Annotated in this window: 17 protein-coding genes; 12 read left to right on the top strand and 5 right to left on the bottom strand. The window is 72.0% G+C overall.

Annotated features, from left to right (window positions below; translation table 11 throughout):
* The first annotated feature begins 145 nt into the window (after window positions 1-145).
* Window positions 146-3232, top strand: a complete 3087-nt coding sequence (locus MicB006_RS31020) for a malectin domain-containing carbohydrate-binding protein (protein ID WP_116510886.1) — start codon at window positions 146-148, stop codon at window positions 3230-3232.
* A 96-nt stretch (window positions 3233-3328) separates the two neighbouring features.
* Here the strand turns inward: MicB006_RS31020 and MicB006_RS31025 are convergent, their stop codons facing one another.
* Window positions 3329-3721, bottom strand: a complete 393-nt coding sequence (locus MicB006_RS31025; protein ID WP_116512005.1) for a cyclic nucleotide-binding/CBS domain-containing protein — start codon at window positions 3719-3721, stop codon at window positions 3329-3331.
* Between the two features lie 112 nt (window positions 3722-3833).
* On the opposite strand from MicB006_RS31025, the gene MicB006_RS31030 reads away from it, so the two are divergent.
* From MicB006_RS31030 to MicB006_RS31045, 4 genes are all read left to right on the top strand, one after another.
* Window positions 3834-4289, top strand: coding sequence for an NUDIX domain-containing protein (locus tag MicB006_RS31030; protein ID WP_225980582.1), 456 nt, complete (start codon window positions 3834-3836; stop codon window positions 4287-4289).
* 70 nt (window positions 4290-4359) lie between these two features.
* On the top strand, window positions 4360-5091 hold the full coding sequence (locus MicB006_RS31035; protein ID WP_116510898.1) for a sugar phosphate nucleotidyltransferase: 732 nt from the start codon (window positions 4360-4362) through the stop codon (window positions 5089-5091).
* Window positions 5079-6146, top strand: a complete 1068-nt coding sequence (locus MicB006_RS31040) for an iron-containing alcohol dehydrogenase family protein (RefSeq protein ID WP_116510900.1) — start codon at window positions 5079-5081, stop codon at window positions 6144-6146. Before MicB006_RS31035 ends, MicB006_RS31040 begins: the two co-directional genes overlap by 13 nt.
* Window positions 6121-6843 (top strand): CDP-alcohol phosphatidyltransferase family protein, encoded by a 723-nt coding sequence (locus MicB006_RS31045; RefSeq protein WP_116510902.1) that lies wholly within the window; start codon window positions 6121-6123, stop codon window positions 6841-6843. Before MicB006_RS31040 ends, MicB006_RS31045 begins: the two co-directional genes overlap by 26 nt.
* 75 nt (window positions 6844-6918) lie before the next feature.
* On the opposite strand, the gene MicB006_RS31050 is transcribed toward MicB006_RS31045, so the two are convergent.
* Window positions 6919-8193: a glycosyltransferase gene (locus MicB006_RS31050; protein ID WP_116510904.1), complete on the bottom strand. Its 1275-nt coding sequence runs from the start codon at window positions 8191-8193 to the stop codon at window positions 6919-6921.
* Window positions 8194-8329: 136 nt separating this feature from the next.
* On the opposite strand from MicB006_RS31050, the gene MicB006_RS31055 reads away from it, so the two are divergent.
* From MicB006_RS31055 to MicB006_RS31075, 5 genes are all read left to right on the top strand, one after another.
* A complete protein-coding gene (locus tag MicB006_RS31055) occupies window positions 8330-9190 on the top strand; it encodes an Fpg/Nei family DNA glycosylase (protein WP_116510906.1) in 861 nt (286 codons plus the stop codon).
* Between the two features lie 325 nt (window positions 9191-9515).
* Window positions 9516-11024, top strand: coding sequence for a sugar transferase (locus MicB006_RS31060; RefSeq protein WP_116510907.1), 1509 nt, complete (start codon window positions 9516-9518; stop codon window positions 11022-11024).
* Window positions 11025-11057: 33 nt separating this feature from the next.
* Window positions 11058-12281 (top strand): histidine kinase, encoded by a 1224-nt coding sequence (locus tag MicB006_RS31065; protein ID WP_116510908.1) that lies wholly within the window; start codon window positions 11058-11060, stop codon window positions 12279-12281.
* Window positions 12278-13045 (top strand): LytTR family DNA-binding domain-containing protein, encoded by a 768-nt coding sequence (locus tag MicB006_RS31070; RefSeq protein ID WP_073831082.1) that lies wholly within the window; start codon window positions 12278-12280, stop codon window positions 13043-13045. Before MicB006_RS31065 ends, MicB006_RS31070 begins: the two co-directional genes overlap by 4 nt.
* A gap of 66 nt (window positions 13046-13111) precedes the next feature.
* Entirely contained in the window at window positions 13112-13774 is a 663-nt protein-coding gene (locus tag MicB006_RS31075) for a DUF5701 family protein (protein WP_225980583.1), read from the top strand.
* A gap of 22 nt (window positions 13775-13796) precedes the next feature.
* Here MicB006_RS31075 and MicB006_RS31080 read toward each other — a convergent pair whose 3' ends face one another.
* Window positions 13797-14348, bottom strand: a complete 552-nt coding sequence (locus MicB006_RS31080; protein ID WP_158070679.1) for a Uma2 family endonuclease — start codon at window positions 14346-14348, stop codon at window positions 13797-13799.
* A gap of 307 nt (window positions 14349-14655) precedes the next feature.
* Between MicB006_RS31080 and MicB006_RS31085 the strand changes: the two genes are divergently transcribed.
* Together MicB006_RS31085 and MicB006_RS31090 are read left to right on the top strand one after the other, a co-directional pair.
* Window positions 14656-15006: a hypothetical protein gene (locus MicB006_RS31085; protein ID WP_174534015.1), complete on the top strand. Its 351-nt coding sequence runs from the start codon at window positions 14656-14658 to the stop codon at window positions 15004-15006.
* A complete protein-coding gene (locus MicB006_RS31090; RefSeq protein WP_073831085.1) occupies window positions 15006-16646 on the top strand; it encodes a cation acetate symporter in 1641 nt (546 codons plus the stop codon). Before MicB006_RS31085 ends, MicB006_RS31090 begins: the two co-directional genes overlap by 1 nt.
* Before the next feature lie 45 nt (window positions 16647-16691).
* Here MicB006_RS31090 and MicB006_RS32580 read toward each other — a convergent pair whose 3' ends face one another.
* Window positions 16692-17549: a hypothetical protein gene (locus MicB006_RS32580; RefSeq protein WP_225980584.1), complete on the bottom strand. Its 858-nt coding sequence runs from the start codon at window positions 17547-17549 to the stop codon at window positions 16692-16694.
* The gene (locus tag MicB006_RS31100) at window positions 17542-18042 is read right to left on the bottom strand and encodes a SigE family RNA polymerase sigma factor (RefSeq protein ID WP_116510912.1); all 501 of its coding nucleotides are present in this window, start codon (window positions 18040-18042) and stop codon (window positions 17542-17544) included. The genes MicB006_RS32580 and MicB006_RS31100 overlap by 8 nt, the downstream gene beginning before the upstream one ends.
* Between the last annotated feature and the right edge of the window lie 110 nt (window positions 18043-18152).

Here is an 18152-nt window from a genome sequence, read left to right on the forward strand (position 1 = left end):
AAAAGGCCGATCCCGGGTGGACGCGCGACCGGCGAATGCGAGAAGGTATTGCTCTCACGTCTGCGGTCGGTCGAGTGACGCCCCGCCTCAAGTCGGCACCGGCCACGATCGCAGCGCCTCCGACGTATTCCCCCCGGAGTAGCCTGTGGCTTCCTCGATCCTGAGACACCGCTCGGTGTCCGCCTTCGGCGCTGCCGTACTCGGCATCGCCACCCTGTTCACACCGGTGCCGGCGCTCGCCGCGCCGGCCACCGCGCCCGCGCCCGACCACAGCACGATGGTCGGCGAGGTGCCGTCGGACAAGACGCCGAACATCAACGACGGCAACGTGGTGGCCATCCACGACGCCGGCAGCAAGGTGATCGTCGGCGGCTCGTTCACCAACGCGCAGAACCGGGGTTCCTCACCTACCCCGGTCGACCGCCGCGGGCTGCTCGCCTTCGACAAGGCCACCGGCAAGATCGACAACGCGTTCGCGCCGGTGCTGGACAACGACGTCACCGCCATCATCGCCGGCCCGACCCCCGGGACGGTCTACGTCGCCGGCAAGTTCAACAAGGTCGGCGACAAGAACTTCCGCAAGCTGGCGCTGCTGAACGTCGCCGACGGCACCCCCGTCGAAGGCTTCAAGGGCCCGGCGTTCAACGGCACCGTCAACGACATCGCGCTCGTCGACGGCCACCTGCTCGTCGGCGGCATCTTCACCACCGTCACCGCGACGACCAACCGCAACGGGCTGGCCTCGCTGAACCCGACCACCGGCGCGGTCGACGACTACCTGACCGTGGCGCTGACCGAGAACCACAACTGGACCCCGACCAACAACGGGGCCTCGGCCGGTGTCGGCGTGGAGAAGTTCACCGTCTCGCCGGACGGCAAGCACCTCGTGGTCATCGGCAACTTCAAGAAGGCCGACGGCGTCGTGCACGACCAGATCGTGCGGATGAACCTGGGCGCCAACTCGGCCACCGTCGCCGACTGGAACACCGACAGCTACGCCGCGGCCTGCAAGTACACCGCGTTCGACTCGTGGGTGCGCGACGTCCAGTTCTCCCCGGACAGCAAGTACTTCGTCGTGGTCACCACCGGCGCGTCCTACCCCGGCACGCTCTGTGACTCCGCGGCCCGCTGGGAGACCGACGCCACCGGCGCCGGCCAGAAGCCGACCTGGACGAACTTCAGCGGCGGCGACACCTTCCTCTCCGTCGGCATCAGCGAGAAGGCCATCTACGTCGGCGGCCACTTCCGCTGGTCGAACAACCCGCTCGCCCGGGACAAGGCCGGACCGGGCGCGGTGCCGCGTGCCAGCATCGCCGCCCTCGACCCGGTCAGCGGCCTGCCGCTGTCCTGGAACCCGGGCCGCCACCCGCGGGGCTACGGCGTCACCGAGATGCTGGTGACCCCGGAAGGGCTCTGGCTGGGCAGCGACCAGGAGTACATCGGCGACTTCGACTACCAGCGCAAGCGGCTCGCCTTCTTCCCGCTGGCCGGCGGCAACGCCCCGCACTCGACCAGCACCAAGGGCCTGCCGGGCAACGTCTACCAGGCCGGTCGCGCGGCGCAGACCGAGGTGCTCTACCGGGTCAACGCCGGCGGTCCGGCCATCCCGGCCACCGACGGCGGGCCGGACTGGGCCGCCGACAGCGAGGCGTCGCCGAGCCCGTACCACAACACCGGCAACAGCGTGACGACGTACACGACGAACGCGGCCTTCGACGCCACAGTGCCGGCGAGCACGCCGGCCACGCTGTTCAACTCGGAGCGGTGGGACGAGGCGACCGCGCCGGACATGCAGTGGGACATCCCGGTCGCGGCCGGCACCCGGATCGACGTCCGGATCTACATGGCCAACCGCTGGTCCGGCACGAGCAAGCCGGGCAACCGCAAGTTCGACGTCAGCGTCGACGGCGTGCTCAAGCTGAACGACTTCGACCCGGTCGTCGCCGCCGGTGGCACCGACCGCGGCACCATGCAGTCGATCTCCCTGGTCAGCGACGGCGTGGTCGACATCGACTTCGCCCGGGTGGTCCAGAACCCGCTGGTCCACGGCATCGAGATCGTCAAGACCGCGCCCACGCCGGACGCCTCGGACGTGCTCTACCGGGTCAACGCCGGCGGCGACCAGATGGCCGCGCCCAGTGGCCCGGCCTGGGCGGCGGACACCGCCGCCGCGCCGAGCACCTACCACAACACCGGCAGCCAGGTGACCAGCTACACCACCAACGCCGCGCTCGACGCCACCGTGCCGTCCGGCACGCCGGTCGAGCTGTTCAACTCGGAGCGGTGGGACGAGTCGACCGCGCCGGACATGCAGTGGGACTTCCCGGTTCCGGCCGGCACGCCGGTGCAGGTGCGGCTCTACCTGGCCAACCGCTACGCCGGCACCGCCACCGCCGGCAAGCGCAAGTTCAACGTCAGCATCGACGGCGTGGTCAAGCTGAGCAACTTCGACCCGATCACGGCGATCGGCGCCACCAACCGGGGCACCATGCGGGCGTTCCCGGTCACCAGTGACGGCAACATCGACATCGACTTCGGTCGCGTCCTGGAGAACCCGCTGGTGCAGGCCATCGAGATCGTCAAGCTGCCGCCGGTGCCGCCGTCCACCACCGTGGACAGCATCACCAAGCGGACGTACGACGGCGCGTCCTCGGTCGGCAACGCGATGTCGGTGCCGAACGGCGACAACACCGGCTGGTCGAACATCAAGGGCGCGTTCTGGGTCGGCGGCGACCTGTTCTACGGCGTCGGCGGCGACCTCTACAAGCGCTCGTTCGACGGCACCGAGTTCGGTACCGCGAAGAAGCTGGACCCGTACCACGACGCCAAGTGGGACCTGGTCGTCACCGGCTCCGCGCCGGAGGGCTCCACCTACGCCGGCATGACCGGCAACTTCTCCGCCGAACTGCCGAACGTGACGGCGATGTTCTACAAGAGCGGCCGGATCTACTACTCACTGGCCGGTCAGAGCACGCTGTTCTGGCGCGGGTTCGCGCCGGACACCGGCACCGTCGGCGCCGAGCGCAACACGGTCACCGGCACCACCGGCTTCGCCGACGCGGGCGGCCTGTTCCTGGACGGCGACACGCTCTACGTCGTGTCCCGGAGCACCGGCAACCTCGCCTCGATGGCGTGGTCCGACGGCGTGCCGACCGGTACCGCCACGGTGCGTAGCGGCCCGAGCGTCGACGACGTCGACTGGCGCGGCACCTCGGTCTTCGTCGGCCCCTGACGGGCGGGCGCGACCGAAACAGAACAGATACGACGATGGCCCGGCCGGTATCGGCCGGGCCATCGCCCGTTCCGGCACCCGTCGCGCCGGCCCGGTTCAGCTCCGGGTCGGCGCCTGCCGCCCCGCCCAGACCCGCATCAGATCCCGTACCGAGATCACTCCAGCCACCTCACGCCCGTCGAGCACGACCAGGTGCCGGAATCCGCCCCGGGCCATCGCCGCGGCGGCCTCCTCGATCGTCCAGTCCGGGCCGGCGTAGACGACGTCCCAGGTCAGGTGCGCGCCGGTGCGTTCGACATCCGGGTCGAGCCCGGCACCGATCGCCTTCAGCACGTCGCGTTCGGTCATGATCCCGACCCCCTCGGAGTCCGGGTCGATCACGACCGCCGACCCGACACCGCGGGCCGACATCATCCGGGCCGCCTGCCGGAGCGTGTGCTCCGGCCCGACCACGAGTATCTCGCTGGACATCGCTTCCCGTACCTGCATCACACATCACTCCTGTGGGACGGCGACTGAGTACGGACATGGTGAGCCCTCGATGCGCACCGGGACAAGGACGGGCATCGCCGGAAACGGTGCGGATGGCTACTGTCGGAGGGTGCCCCGAGAGCCCCTGCGCTGCGCCGGCGCGCTGATCGTCGACGACGACGGCCGCATCTTCATCCAACGCCGATCCCCCGACCGACGCCTCTTCCCGAACTGCTGGGACATCGTCGGCGGCCACCTCGAACCGGGTGAGGAGATCGACGACGCGCTGCGCCGGGAGGTCACCGAGGAGACCGGCTGGTCCGTGTCGCACGTGCTCGGCCTGGTCGGCGAATACCGCTACACCGCCGACGACGGGCTGACCCGGGTGGAGACCGACTTCCTGGTCCGGGTAGACGGCGACCTGAGCCGGCCCCGGCTGGAAGCCGGCAAGCACACCGAGTTCCGCTGGCTGGCGGAGTCGGACGTCGCGCTGCTCGACGAGCACCGGGACGTCAACGACGGGCTCATCCGGCGGATCGCCGAGGACGGGTTCGCGGCGCTGCGCTCGATCGGGCTGACGGGCTGAACCACTGCCGGTCGGCGCCCGGCGATATCCTCGCCGGGTGGAATCGGGTCGAGAAGAGGAGCGTGTCGGCATGATCGGGATGGTGCTCGCCGCGGGAGCGGGGCGCCGGCTGCGGCCGTACACCGACACCCTGCCCAAGGCCCTGGTGCCGGTCGACGGGGAGACCACCATCCTCGACATCGCGCTGCGCAACCTCGCCGAGGTGGGGCTGAACGAGGTCGTGATCGTGGTCGGCTACGCGGCCGACGCGGTGCGGCAGCTCCAGGCCGCCCTGGAGGAGAAGTACGGCGTCACGCTCACCCTGGTGCACAACGACAAGGCCGAGGAATGGAACAACGCGTACTCGCTCTGGCTGGCGCGCGAGTACTTCTCCCGGGGCGTGCTGCTCGTCAACGGCGACACCGTGCACCCGGTGAGCGTGGAGAAGACGCTGCTGGCCGAGCGCGGTCCGGGCATCCTGCTCGCCGTGGACACGCTCAAGCCGCTGGCCGAGGAGGAGATGAAGACCACCTTCGACGCGGCCGGCCAGCTCACCCGCATCACCAAGCTGATGGACCCGGGCGAGGCGTACGGCGAGTACATCGGCGCGACGCTGATCGAGCCGCAGGTGGCCGAGCCGCTCGCGGACGCGCTGGAGGCGACCTGGCGGCGCGATCCGAACCTCTACTACGAGGACGGTTACCAGGAGTTCGCCGAGCGCGGCGGCGAGGTGCGGGCGGCCCCGATCGGTGACGTCTCCTGGGTCGAGGTCGACAACCACGCCGATCTGGCCCGGGCGCGGGAGATCGCGTGCCGCTACTAGCCCGCAGCGTCCTCACCCCGCTGCACATCGACGTGCGGCGGGGCGCGGTGGCCGACCTGGCGGCGATCCTCTCCGACGGGCGGATCTCCGCCGGTGGCGACGTCGCCGTGGTGGTCGGGCCGGGGCAGGGCGAACGGATCGCCGAGCTGATCCGGCCGTCGCTGCGCTCGGCTGACGTGTTCACAGTCGCCGGGGGCACGCTGGACGCCGCCGACGACCTGGGAGCGAAGCTGCGCAGCCGGTCGTACGACGCGGTGGTCGGCATCGGCGGCGGCAAGACCATCGACGTGGCCAAGTACGCCGCGACCCGCCGTGGCCTGCCGATGGTCTCGGTGGCGACGAGCCTCGCCAACGACGGCATCGCCTCCCCGGTGGCCAGCCTCATCACCGAGGGCCTGAAGGGCTCCTACGGCGTGCACATCCCGATCGCGGTGATCGTCGATCTGGACTTCGTGGAGGCCGGGCCGGAACGGCACAACCGGGCCGGCATCGGCGACGTGGTCAGCAACATCAGCGCGCTCGCCGACTGGGAACTGGCCCGGCGGGTACGCGGCGAGCCGGTCGACGGGCTGGCCGCCTCGCTGTCGCGCGCCGGCGCCGAGGCGGTGCTCAACCACCCGGGCGACATGAGCGACGACGGCTTCGTCACGGTGCTCGCCGACGCGCTGATCTCCAGTGGCCTGGCGATGGCGATCGAGGGCACCAGCCGGCCGTGCAGCGGCGGCTGCCACGAGATCATGCACGCGATCGACGCGCTGTTCCCCGGCACCGCCTCGCACGGCGAGCTGGCCGGGCTCGGCGCGCTGTTCTGCACGTACCTGCGCGGCGACGAGCGCCGGTTCGCCGAGATGGCGGCCTGCCTGGCCCGGCACGGGCTGCCCCGGCTGCCCGCCGAGGTCGAGCTGACCGACGACCAGTTCGTGGAGGCGGTGCAGTTCGCGCCCGCCACCCGGCCGGACCGCTACACCATCCTCGAACACCTCGCGATGTCCGCTACCGAGACGCGGGAGCGGCTGGCAGACTACGCCGGTGCCCTCCGCGACCACATTGGCTGAGCCCCGTCCCACAGTCGCCGACTTCCACCGGGTCAACCGGGGAGGCGGCCTGTTCAGCGAGTCCATCAGCCAGTGGATCGGGGCGGTGTTCGCGCTTGCCGCCCAGCGCCTGGGGCTGCGCCCGACCGCGCTGACGCTGGCCAACCTGGTGCTGGGGCTGGCCGCCTCGATGACCGTGGTGGCGCTCGCCGACGACGTGGCCGCGGGCACCGTACCGGCCTGGGCGGTCGGGCTGTTCGCGCTGGTCGCGTGGCAGATCGCGTACGCGCTGGACTGCGCCGACGGGCAGCTCGCCCGGGTGACCGGTCAGGGCAGCGCGGCCGGCGCCCGGATCGACGTGCTCTGCGACGTGGCCGCCCAGATCGCGCTCGTCGCGGCCATCGGCGCTACAGCCGTGGCACAGCGCCCGTCCACGCCCGTCTGGCTGGTGGCGGTGTTCGCGGGCACCTGGATGGTCAACCTGGTGACCTCGGTGATGCAGTCCGGGCCGAACGCGGCGAGCATGGTCACCTCGACCTCGCTGCCGGTACGCCTGGTCAAGCTGGTTCGCGACTACGGCGCGGTGATCTTCGTGGCCGGCCTGGTGCTGGCCTTCGCGCCCGCGCTGGCGCTCTGGGTGATGGTCGCGTTCACGGTGGTCAACGGCGGCTTCCTGCTGGCGAGCATCGCGTTCTCTGCCCGCGCCTCCCTGCGGTAAGGAAGGGCCCCTTCTTAACGCCTCGTGCATAAAAAGGGGCCCTTCCTAACACCTGGGCTCAGCACACACCTGGGCTCAGCGCGCGGGCCGACCTCCGGGGGCGACCAGGCCGGCGTACACGTCGATCAGGCGCTTGGTGATCACGTCGGGGTGGAACGTCCGCTCGTAGCGGCTGCGGGCCGCCGGGGCCAGCGCGGTCGCCTCGGCGGCGGCCAGTGGCAGCGCCGCCGCCAGCGCGTCGGCCTCCGGCGCCACCACCCAGCCGGCCTCGCCGCGCTGCACGCCGACCGGCAGCGGAACCCGCCCGTCACCCGGCGCCGCGGTGGCCACCTCGGCCGGGCCGGTGCCGGCGGGCTCGCGCGGGCTGTCCGCGCCCACCAGGTACGGGATGCCACCCAGCGCGGTGCCGAGCACCGGCCGGCCGGCCGCCAACGCCTCGATGATCACGGTGGGCAGCACGTCGTGCCAGGTGGAGGTGGCCAGTACCACGGAGCTGTCGGCCAGCGCCGCGCGTACCCCGGAGCGGTCGAGCTGGCCCAGGTAGAGCACGGCGGGCCGCTCGGCGGCGGCCGCCTCGGCGAGCGGGCGCAGCTCGCCGTCGCCGGCGATGCGCAGCGGGCCGAGCGCGCCCACCGGATGCCGCCGCCAGGCGGCGAGCAGCAGATCCAGGCCCTTCTCGGGGCTGAGCCGCCCCATGAAGAGGAAGCCGTTCCCGGCCGGCGCCGGGGAGCCCGGGTCGGGCACCGCGTTCGGCTTGACCACGATCCGCTCGTCCGGGATGCCGTAGTCGCGCAGGTGATCAGCCACAGCCGTGGTGAGCGCGATGTACCGGTCCACCGACTTCCAGGTCGGCCGGTGCACGGCGAGCGTGGTGGCCATCAGCGCGCTCTGCGCCCGCGAGTTGCGGTAGCAGCGGTGCACGATCGCCGGCACGCCCAGCGCCCGGCCCCGGCAGTCCTGGCAGATCACGCCGTCGCGGAAGTAGAGACCGGAGGAACAGACCTGCCGGTAGTTGTGCACTGTCTGCACCACCGGCACCCCGCGCTTGTGCGCGGTCCGCACCACCCAGGGCGAGAGCAGGGGGTACGGGTTGTGCAGGTGCAGCACGTCCGGCCGGTGCTCGGTGAGCAGACGGTCCAGGTCGTGCTGGGCCTTCGGTGCCCAGATCGGCGAGATCGGCAGCAGCGCCTTGGCCGGCTTGGACATCGACGGGATCTCATCCGAGCTGCGCAGGAACGGCAGCACCTCCACGCCGGCGGCGGTGAGCTGGGCGATCTCCGCGTCGACGATGGTGTTCTCGCCGGAGGGCTGGGCTTCCCGGTACCGGTTGTGCGCCACCACGATTCTCACAGAGCTCGCCTTTCGTTCGCGACTGTGCCGATCTCTGCTCGCGACTGCGGGGCTCGCAAGCTCACTCCTCGCGCTCGCGCATGGGACTCGCAAGCTCATTCCTCGCGCTCACGGGAAAGAAGGCTACCGTTGTACCGTGCCCGAACTTCCGGAGGTGGAAGCGCTCGCCGGTTACCTGCGCGAGCGTGCGGTGGGCCGCCGCGTCGAGCGGTTCGAGGTCGCCGCGATCAGCGCGCTGAAGACGTACGATCCGCCGCCGAGCACTGTCGCCGGCCGCACGGTCACCGGCGCCGGCCGGTACGGCAAGTTCCTCGATGTCCGGTTCGACGAGGGACTGCACCTGGTGGTCCACCTGGCCCGGGCGGGCTGGCTGCACTACCGGGAGGCGTTCCCCTCGGCGACGCCGCTGCGGCCCGGCAAGGGCCCGATCGCGGTGCGGGTACGCCTCGACGACGGGTCCGGCTTCGACCTGACCGAGGCGGGCACCCAGAAGAAGCTGGCCGCCTATCTGGTCACCGACCCGGCGCTGGTGCCGGGCGTGGCGAAGCTGGGGCCGGACGCGCTGGAGGCGGACCTGCCGACCTTCGCCGAGCGGCTGCGCAGCCGCCGGGGCCAGGTCAAGGGCGTGCTGACCGACCAGTCGGTGCTCGCCGGGGTGGGTAACGCGTACTCCGACGAGATCCTGCACGCGGCGCGGCTGTCGCCGTTCGCGATCACCGACCGGCTCACCGACGACCAGCTCGCCGGTCTGCACGCGGCCACCCGGACCGTCCTCGGCGACGCGGTACGCCGGTCGATGGGGCAGCGGGCGGCGGAGCTGAAGGGCGAGAAGCGCTCCGGGCTCAAGGTGCACGCCCGTAAGGGCCTTCCGTGTCCGGTGTGTGGCGACACGGTGCGCGAGGTCTCGTTCGCCGATTCGAGCCTGCAGTACTGCCCCACCTGCCAGACCGGCGGGAAGCCGCTGGCTGACCGAAGGTTGTCCCGTCTCGTACGGTGAGTGACGACACCCGGTGATTACTGAGCGGAATCGGCCCGGGATCGCCGAAGGTCCCGGTCCGCCCCTCTACCCGAGTGGTCATCCATCGGTATAGTGGCTCGGTCCCCGGCTTCACAACTGATTCGGAGCCGGCCAGATCTCACCGAGCACCAGCGGCACGGCTTCTTCGCGGGGGCCGGTCCGGGTCGGGCCCGCGTGGGAGACTGGGACGGTGAGCGACCCGGGTCCTTACGGCGAGTGAGGGTGCGGGTCATGCGGGAGGACATGGGTTGAGGTGACGACAAGCCTCCAGCGCCCGGTAACCGACAGAGGCCGGAGCAAGAGCGTGCGGCACGTCGACAGCTTTGAGATCCAGCCGCCGACTCCGCCGTCGCACAACGGCGTACCCCGGTCGGCGTGGGCCCGCGCTCGGCGGCGGGTCTCCCGGTGGCACCGGCCCTACATCCTGTTCCTGCTGCTGCTCGACTTCGGCGCGGCGGCTCTGGCCAGCTTCCTGGCCGTGCAGATCTTCGAGCAGGCCGACTCGGGCTTCCGCAACTCGCCGCAAGCCTGGTTCTACACCGTGGCGTTTGTGCTCCTGCCGCTCGGCTGGCTGCTCTTCCTCTGGGGCAACCGGGCCTACGACCGGCGCTACCTGGGGCTCGGCCCGGACGAGTTCAAGCGGGTGATCCGGGCCGGCGTGGCGGTGGCGGCGGCGGTCTCGTTCATCGCCTTCGCCACGAAGACCTACTCCCTGTCCCGGTGGACTGTCGGCTTCGCGCTGCTCGGCGCAATGCTGCTGATCCTGCTCGGCCGCATGATCGCCCGGGCCGCCCTGCACGGACTGCGCCGCCGGTTCGGGCACGCCGGGCACCGGATGGTGCTCGTCGGCACGCTGCCGGAGTGCCTGGAGGTCTACACCACGGTCACCCGGCACCCGTCCGTCGGCCTGGTGCCGGTGGCCATCCACCTCACCGACGGGTACGCCGCCGCCCGCGGCCTGGAGACCCCGGTGCCGGTGTACGCGGGCCGCGACGTGCTGGCCCTGGTGCGTGAGGTCGGCGGCGACACCATCGCGGTCTGCGGATCGGCCAGCTCCGAGCCGGGCGAGCTGCGCCGGCTGGCCTGGCAGCTGGAGGGCTCCGGCGTCGACCTGGTGGTCGCGCCCCAGCTCACCGACATCGCCGGCCCCCGGGTGCACATCCGCCCGATCGAGGGCCTGCCGCTGCTGCACGTCGAGGAGCCGACCCTGTCCGGGCCGGCGCTGCTGGTCAAGAACCTGATGGACCGGGTCGCCGCCGGGCTGGGCCTGCTGATGCTGGTCCCGCTCTTCGCCGCCGTCGCCCTGGCCATCCGGATCTCCGACCCCGGGCCGGTCTTCTTCCGCCAGCCCCGCGTCGGGCACGAGGGGCGGACGTTCCAGGTCTGGAAGTTCCGGACCATGTACGTGGACGCCGAGGAGCGGCTGGCCGGTCTGGTCGACCGGAACGAGACCGACGGCATGCTGTTCAAGATGAAGCAGGACCCCCGGGTCTTCCCCGTGGGCCGCTTCCTGCGGGCCACGTCGCTGGACGAGCTGCCCCAGTTGATCAACGTGCTGTGGGGCGAGATGTCGCTCGTCGGCCCGCGCCCGCTGCCCGCCGACGACGGCGACTTCCTGGGCGACGTCCGCCGCCGGCTGCTGGTGCGGCCGGGCATGACCGGGCTGTGGCAGGTGTCCGGCCGTTCCGACCTGTCCTGGGACGAGGCGGTCCGGCTCGACCTCTACTACGTCGACAACTGGTCGCTGGCGTACGACCTGAGCATCCTGTGGCGCACAGTGGGCGTGGTGCTGGCCCGCAAGGGCGCGTACTAGCGCCGAGGGCACGGCACCCGGCAGGATCGCTGCGTGGGTGGCAACCTCTCCGCCGTCTTCGCCGTGGTCTCGCTCGTCACCGCGTTGGCCGCGGCGCTCTGGGCGGTACTGCGGCTGCGTGGGCGGCGGGGCATCGCCACGGCGACGCAGCGGGCCACGTACGAGGTGCTGCACACCGCCGGGCTCGCCGCCGGGCCGCTGCGCGCCGGGCTGACCGCCGCGGACGCGGCGAAGGCCGTACGCCATCTGCGGGCCCTGGTCGGCGCGGCCGGGCTGGCGCTGACGGACCGGGACGCGCTGCTCGCCGTCGACGGGCAGGGCGCGCACCACGGCGATCAGCTGGTGGCGGCGGCCCGGCGCGCGGTCGGGAGCGGGCGTTCCACAGTGCTGGGCGAGTCGGAGCTGCGCTGCGACCTGGTCGACTGCCCGGTACGCGGCGCGGTGGTGGCGCCGCTGCGCGCGGACGGGCGGGTGGTCGGCGCGCTGGTGGCGGTGGCCGGCGAGCGCCCGGCCCCGGGTCTGGTGCAGGCCACGCTGGAGACCGCGCACTGGGCGGGTGACCAGCTCGCCCTGGCCGAGCTGGAGTCGTCGCGGGAGCGGCTCGCCCGGGCCGAGGTGCGCGCGTTGCGCGCCCAGATCAGCCCGCACTTCATCTACAACGCGCTCACCGCGATCGGTTCGTTCGTGCGTACCGACCCGGAGCGGGCCCGGGAGTTGATCCTGGAGTTCGCCGAGTTCACGCGCTACTCGTTCCGGGCGCACGGCGAGTTCACCACGCTCGCCGAGGAGCTGCGCTCGATCGACCGCTACCTGACCATCGAGCGGGCGCGGTTCGGTGAGCGGCTCCAGGTGCGTCTTCAGATCGCCCCCGAGGTGCTGCCGGTGACGCTGCCGTTCCTCTGCCTGCAGCCGCTCGTGGAGAACGCGGTCCGCCACGGGTTGTCGCGCAAGCCGGGCACCGGCATGGTGAGCATCGAGGCCCGGGACGCGGGCGCGGAGTGTCACATCACGGTGGAGGACGACGGGGTGGGGATGGATCCGACGACGCTGACCGCCGGGATCGCCGAGGTGTCCGGGGCGGGCAGCGACCCGGCCGACGACCCGGGGCAGCACGTCGGCCTCTCGAACGTCGACGAACGGCTCCGGTCGGCCTTCGGGGACGGGTTCGGCCTGGTCGTCGAGACCGGCCTCGGCTCGGGTACGAAGGTGAGCATGCGGGTGCCGAAGTTCCACCCCGGCGTACGGGTTTCCTCGTGACCACGCCCGGCACCGGGTTCCTGCGGGTGCTGGCGGTGGACGACGAGCCGCCCGCGCTGGACGAGCTGGCGTACCACCTGCGCGCCGATCCCCGGGTGGCCCGGCTGCACACGGCGGGGGACGCGACCGAGGCGCTGCGGGTGCTCCGGGACGACGACGTGGACGTGGTGTTCCTCGACATCCGGATGCCGGGGCTGGACGGCATGGAGCTGGCCCGGGTGCTGCGCCGGTTCGCCCGGCCGCCGGCGATCGTTTTCGTCACCGCGTACGACGACGGCGCGGTGGACGCGTTCGACCTGGGCGCCACCGACTACGTCCGCAAACCGGTACGCGCCGAGCGGCTGGCCGAGTCGCTGCGCCGGGTGATCGGCGCCCGGGTGGTGCCGTCGCACCCGGCCGCGCTGGCGCGTGCGGAGGAGGACCCGACCATCCCGATCGAGCTGGCCGGCACCACCCGGATGCTGCCCCGTTCGGCGGTGCGGTGGGTGGAGGCGCAGGGGGACTACGCGCGCCTGCACACGGCCGAGGGGTCGCATCTGGTCCGGGTCTCGCTGGCGACGCTCGCCGAGCGCTGGGCCGACGCCGGGTTCGTCCGCATCCACCGCTCCTACCTGGTGCAGTTGCGGCTCATCGCGGAGCTGCGTCTGGTGAACTCCGGCTACGTGGTGGTGATCGACGGCTCCGAGCTGCCGGTCAGCCGGCGGCACACCCGGGAGCTGAAGGACAAGCTGGTACGCGCCGCGAAGCAGGACTGGAGTCGCTGAGGGGCGGGCCGCCCGGCGGGCTGACGTACAATGTACGGCAGACCGTACGACAGGGTGGAGGACCACATGTCCGACGACCGCTTCGACGCCGCCGCAGAATTCGACAGCCAGCTCGACCGCCTCGTCCTGCTCGGCTATCCGGCGCTCGCCGGGCAGACCGAGGAGGCGTTCCGTGCCCAGCTCATCCCGCTGCGCGACGCCGCGGTCACCGGGGCGGCCGGGTTGAGCGGCCCCACCGAGGGACGGGTGCCGTTCCTGCTGGTGACCACGCGGGAACTGGTGCCGGTGCCGGAACGGATCGCGCTCACCACGCTCGCCGGCAAGCGCAAGCCCGGCGTCCTCGACCGGAACTTCCCCGCCGACGACCTGCCGGCGTTCCACCCGATCAAGGAACTGGAGGTGCCGCCCGGCCCCGCCTACCTGCTCTTCGACGTGGACCGGGGTGAGGAGTACCGCAACGTGGCGCCGTCGGCCGCGCTGGAGGACATGACCGCGAAGGACCGGCTGCCGATCACCATCGACGAGGGCCTGGCGTTCGTCACGCTGTACCCGGAGGCGCTCGCGAGCAACAGGTGCTTCTCCCTGGTGGGCTCGCGCTGCGGCGACCGGCGGGTGCCGGCGCTGTGGATCAGTCAGGGTGCGCCGAAGCTCGGCTGGTGCTGGTTCGGCAACCCGCACACCTGGCTGGGTTCGGCGACAGCGAACCCGGTACGGGTGGGACTCGGCTGACGCCGAGGCGGGAGCAGGGCGCTCAGAAGATCTCGGCGACCGGCAGGACGAGCGCGAACGGCTGGTCGGCGCGGTACACGTCGGCCGTCGACAGCACTGCCGCCTCGCGGTAGCGGCCGTCGACGTTCTCCAGCACCGTCAGTGTCTCCTTGCGCGGCTCGACGAGCCAGTAACGCGCGATGCCGGCCACGCCGTACTCGTGGCGTTTGAGGACCAGGTCACGACCGGCGTTGCCGGGCGAGACGACCTCGGCCACGAGCAGCACGTCGGCCGGGGCGAGGGCCGGGCCGCCACGCTCCAGGGCCTCCTCGCGAGCGACGAAGACGTCCGGCACGAAGTAGGAGGAGCGCTTCGCGCTGACGCCGACGTCCTGCCCGACGAGCAGACCGGGCGGAGCCTGCCGGTCGAGGAGCCGGCGGAGACGGTTGGCGATCGCGCCGTGCCGGACGTCGGCGTGTGGGGACACGAGCAGGCTCCCGTCGAAGATCTCGTAGTCCTGGCCGTCCTCGGGGAGGTCCTGGAGGTCGTCCACCGTCCAGACGTCGCCGGTGCCGGGCCGTGCCGGGCTGGTCACTGTCACACCTCCTCTCTACCGGCTCACCCTGACACCCCGTTCGGTTGTCCACAACGACTCCGCGCCGTCCACCGGGTTTTCCACAGGCGTGAAGCGTTATCCACAGGTTGTGCACAGGGCGCATCGGCGCGCTCTTGACAATTCGGCTCAGCGGGCGAGACTGCCGGGGGTGACCGGAGCCGAGGAACAGCATCCACCGGGGCGGCCCGTCGAGGCCGTCCCGGTTCCCGGTCCGCGCGCGTCGCCGCCGCCCGTCCCCCGGCAGCCGGACAGCCCGCAGCCGGCCCTCACGCCGAAGCGGACCCGGATCGTGCTGGCCGAGGTCTCCCGGGCCGGCAGCCCGGCCGATCGCACCCGCTCCGAACTCACCCAGCAGACCCCGGTCGGCGAGACGCTGGTGCAGGGACTGATGCGGGCCCAGCTCTCGCTCGCGCTGCGGCTCAGCCTGCTGGTGATGATCGGGCTCGGCGGCCTGCCGTGGCTGTTCGCCATCGCGCCCTCGGTCGGCCGAGTCACGGTGCTCGGGGTCAACCTGCCGTGGCTGCTGCTCGGCGTGGTCTCCTTCCCGTTCCTGATCGTGGTCGGCTGGGCGTACGTGCGGCTGGCCGAACGTAACGAGCAGGACTTCGTCGACCTGATCCGACGGCCGGAACGCTGATGTCCAACGGGTACGTGGTCCCGGCGATCGTCGCCGTCACCCTGGTCACCGTCGGCATCGGCTTCTACGGGCTGCGGCTGGCCCGGACCACCTCGGACTTCCTGGTCGCGTCCCGGGCGGTCAGCCCGACCTGGAACGCCGCCGCGATCGGCGGCGAGTACCTGTCGGCCGCGAGCTTCCTGGGCGTCGCCGGGCTGATCCTCAAGTACGGCGTGGACGTGCTCTGGTACCCGGTCGGTTTCGCCGCCGGATATCTCGCGCTGCTGCTGTTCGTGGCCGCGCCGCTGCGCCGCTCCGGCGCGTTCACGCTGCCCGACTTCTGCGAGGTGCGGCTCGGCTCGCGGCGGCTGCGGACGCTCGCCACCGTCTTCGTGATCTTCATCGGCTGGCTCTACCTGGTGCCGCAGTTGCAGGGCGCCGGGCTGACCCTGGCCACGCTGACCGGCTCGCCGTACCCGCTCGGCGCGCTGCTGGTCGCCGTGGTGGTCACCGCGAACGTGGCGCTGGGCGGCATGCGGGCGATCACCTTCGTGCAGGCGTTCCAGTACTGGCTGAAGCTCACCGCGCTCGCCGTACCCGCGATCTTCCTGGCGTTGCAGTGGCAGGCCGACGCCCGCCCGGCGGTGACCCCGCCCGACGGGCCGACGTTCCGGACCGCGACCACAGTCGTGGTCGAGCACCGCGCGACGCTCACCCTGCCCGACGGCGACATCCGGGAGGTACGCCCCGGCGACCGCCTGGAGTTCGCCGCCGGTGACCCGGTGCCGGAGGTGTCCGGCGCGGCGACCGGCCCCACCGAGTGGCTGCTGCCGGACACCGCGGGCGAGAACGACAGAGGGCTGTTCGCCACGTACTCGCTGATCCTGGCCACGTTCCTCGGCACGATGGGCCTGCCGCACGTGCTGGTCCGCTTCTACACCAACCCCGACGGGGCCGCCGCCCGGCGCACCACGCTGGTGGTGCTGGCGCTCGTCGGCGTCTTCTACCTGCTGCCCACCGTGTACGGCGTGCTGGGCCGCATCTACACGCCACAACTGCTGGTCAGCGGTCAGACCGACGCGGTGGTGGTGCTGCTGCCCGGGGCGGCGCTCGGCGACGGCACCACCGGCCGGCTGCTCGCCGCGCTGGTCGCCGCAGGCGCGTTCGCGGCGTTCCTGTCCACCTCGTCCGGCCTGCTCACCAGCGTGGCCGGGGTGATCTCCACGGACGTGCTGGGCCGCGGCTCGGTACGCGGCTTCCGGATCGCCACGGTGATCGCCGGAGGGGTGCCCGCGGTGCTCTCCCTGAACGTCTCCGGGCTCGACGTGTCGCAGGTGGTGGGGCTGGCGTTCGCGGTGGCCGCGTCGAGCTTCTGCCCGCTGCTGGTGCTCGGCATCTGGTGGCGCGGCCTGACCGACCTGGGGGCCGCCGCCGGGGTGCTGGTCGGCGGCGGCGCGGCGGTCGGCGCGGTCCTGCTCACCGTGCTGGGCCCGCCGCTGACCGGCTGGCCGGCGACGCTGACCACGCAGCCGGCCGCGTGGACGGTGCCGCTGGCGTTCACCGTGATGGTGGTGGTCTCCATGGCCAGCCGACGGCGGCTCCCGCGTGACGTCCGCGCCACCATGCTCCGCCTGCACACCCCGGAGTCGCTGCGCCTGTGAGGCGGGGCCCCGCTCGCTCGGCCCCGCCTCACACCCGAGCACCCGTCAGCAGGTGTCCGTGCCGGCACACAGCCGGTTCGCCACCGACCGGGCGGTACGGCGGGCCTCGGTGGGCGTGGTCTGGGAGTCGAGGCGGAGCTGCGCCACCAGATCGCCCTGCCGGACGACGAGCCAGCGACCGGGCCGCCCTCCGACGTCGCTGCCCACCAGCACCCCGTCGTCGCCGCCGAGCGACTCCGCCATGATCGACAGCGAGTCGCCCGGCTGCTCCATCTCGCAGCCCGTGACCAACTTGCGGAGATTCTTCATCACGGTGGCGGCGGAGGTGCCCGAGTGCCGGGTCACCCGCTGGACGATCCAGTCGCTGGGCGAGTCGAACGCCACCGACCGGGTGGCCACCTCCCCGTCGGACAGCGTCGGCGACTCGTTCACGCAGTAGGAGGACATGAACTCCAGGGACCAGTCCCCGTCCACCTTTCCTGTCCGCATCGTGAAGCCCGTCGGCAGGTCGGCGAGCTGGAGCATCGCCGCCGCCGGAATCGTCCGGCTCGGCGCACGGCTGGTCGGCCCGCCGCCGATGCTGGCGGCCGGCTCTCCTGCGGTGCGACTCGGCGTCGACGTCCCGCTCGCGGACGGCTCGGCCGACGGCGTGGAACTCGGCGTGGGCGCCGGCATCGGCGTGATCGGTTCGACTGTTGCCGGGGGCACCGGTGGCGGTGCGGCGTCCGGACGGGCCAGCACCACCCCGGTCGCCACGACCGCGACGGCGACCGCGGCGGCCAGGCCGGCGGCGAGCTGGGTACGCCGGGCGCGTTGCCGCCCTCGGCGGCGCACCTGCTCGATGGGCGCCCAGATCAGGTCTTCGGTGTCCTGGTAGAGGTCGGAGAAGATCGGGTCAGGCATTGCGGACCTCCTCCGGGAAGTTCACGTCGAGCAGGGCTGCGAGGGCCTTACGGCCCCGGGCGAGACGGGCCTTGACGGTGCCGCTCGGCACGCCGATCTGCGCCGCGATCTCCGCGACCGAAAGGTCGGCCAGGTGGTAGAGGACGATCGCCTGCCGCTGGTCAGCCGACAACTGCCGCAACGCGCTGACCAGCGCGACCGTGTTTTCGGAGGGTGGCTTGACGGGAGGTGGCGGCCCGTGCCGCCGGTAGGCGACGACGCTGTTACGGACCTTCCGCCACCGGTTGACCAGTAGACGGTGCCCGACGGTGCGCACCCACGCCTCCGGGTCGTCGTACGTGCCGACCTGGGACCAGCGCTGCCAAGCCCGCGCGTACGCCTCCTGGGCGGCGTCCTGGGCCTCGCTCCGGTCACCGCCGAGCGCGTACAGCACCGTCACCACGCGTTGTCTGCTGTTCCGGTAGAACTCCTCGAACCCACTGTCCGGATCCATCTCTCTCCCCGCTGCCGTTCGTACGCCTGACACCCCCCGTCGTGGTCGCCGGTTGCACGCCGTCGGCGATCCGACTCGTACCTCTCAGGGATGAGGCGAGATCATCCTGC

The sequence above is a fragment of the Micromonospora sp. B006 genome (assembly GCF_003408515.1).
Lineage (GTDB): Bacteria > Actinomycetota > Actinomycetes > Mycobacteriales > Micromonosporaceae > Micromonospora > Micromonospora echinospora_A.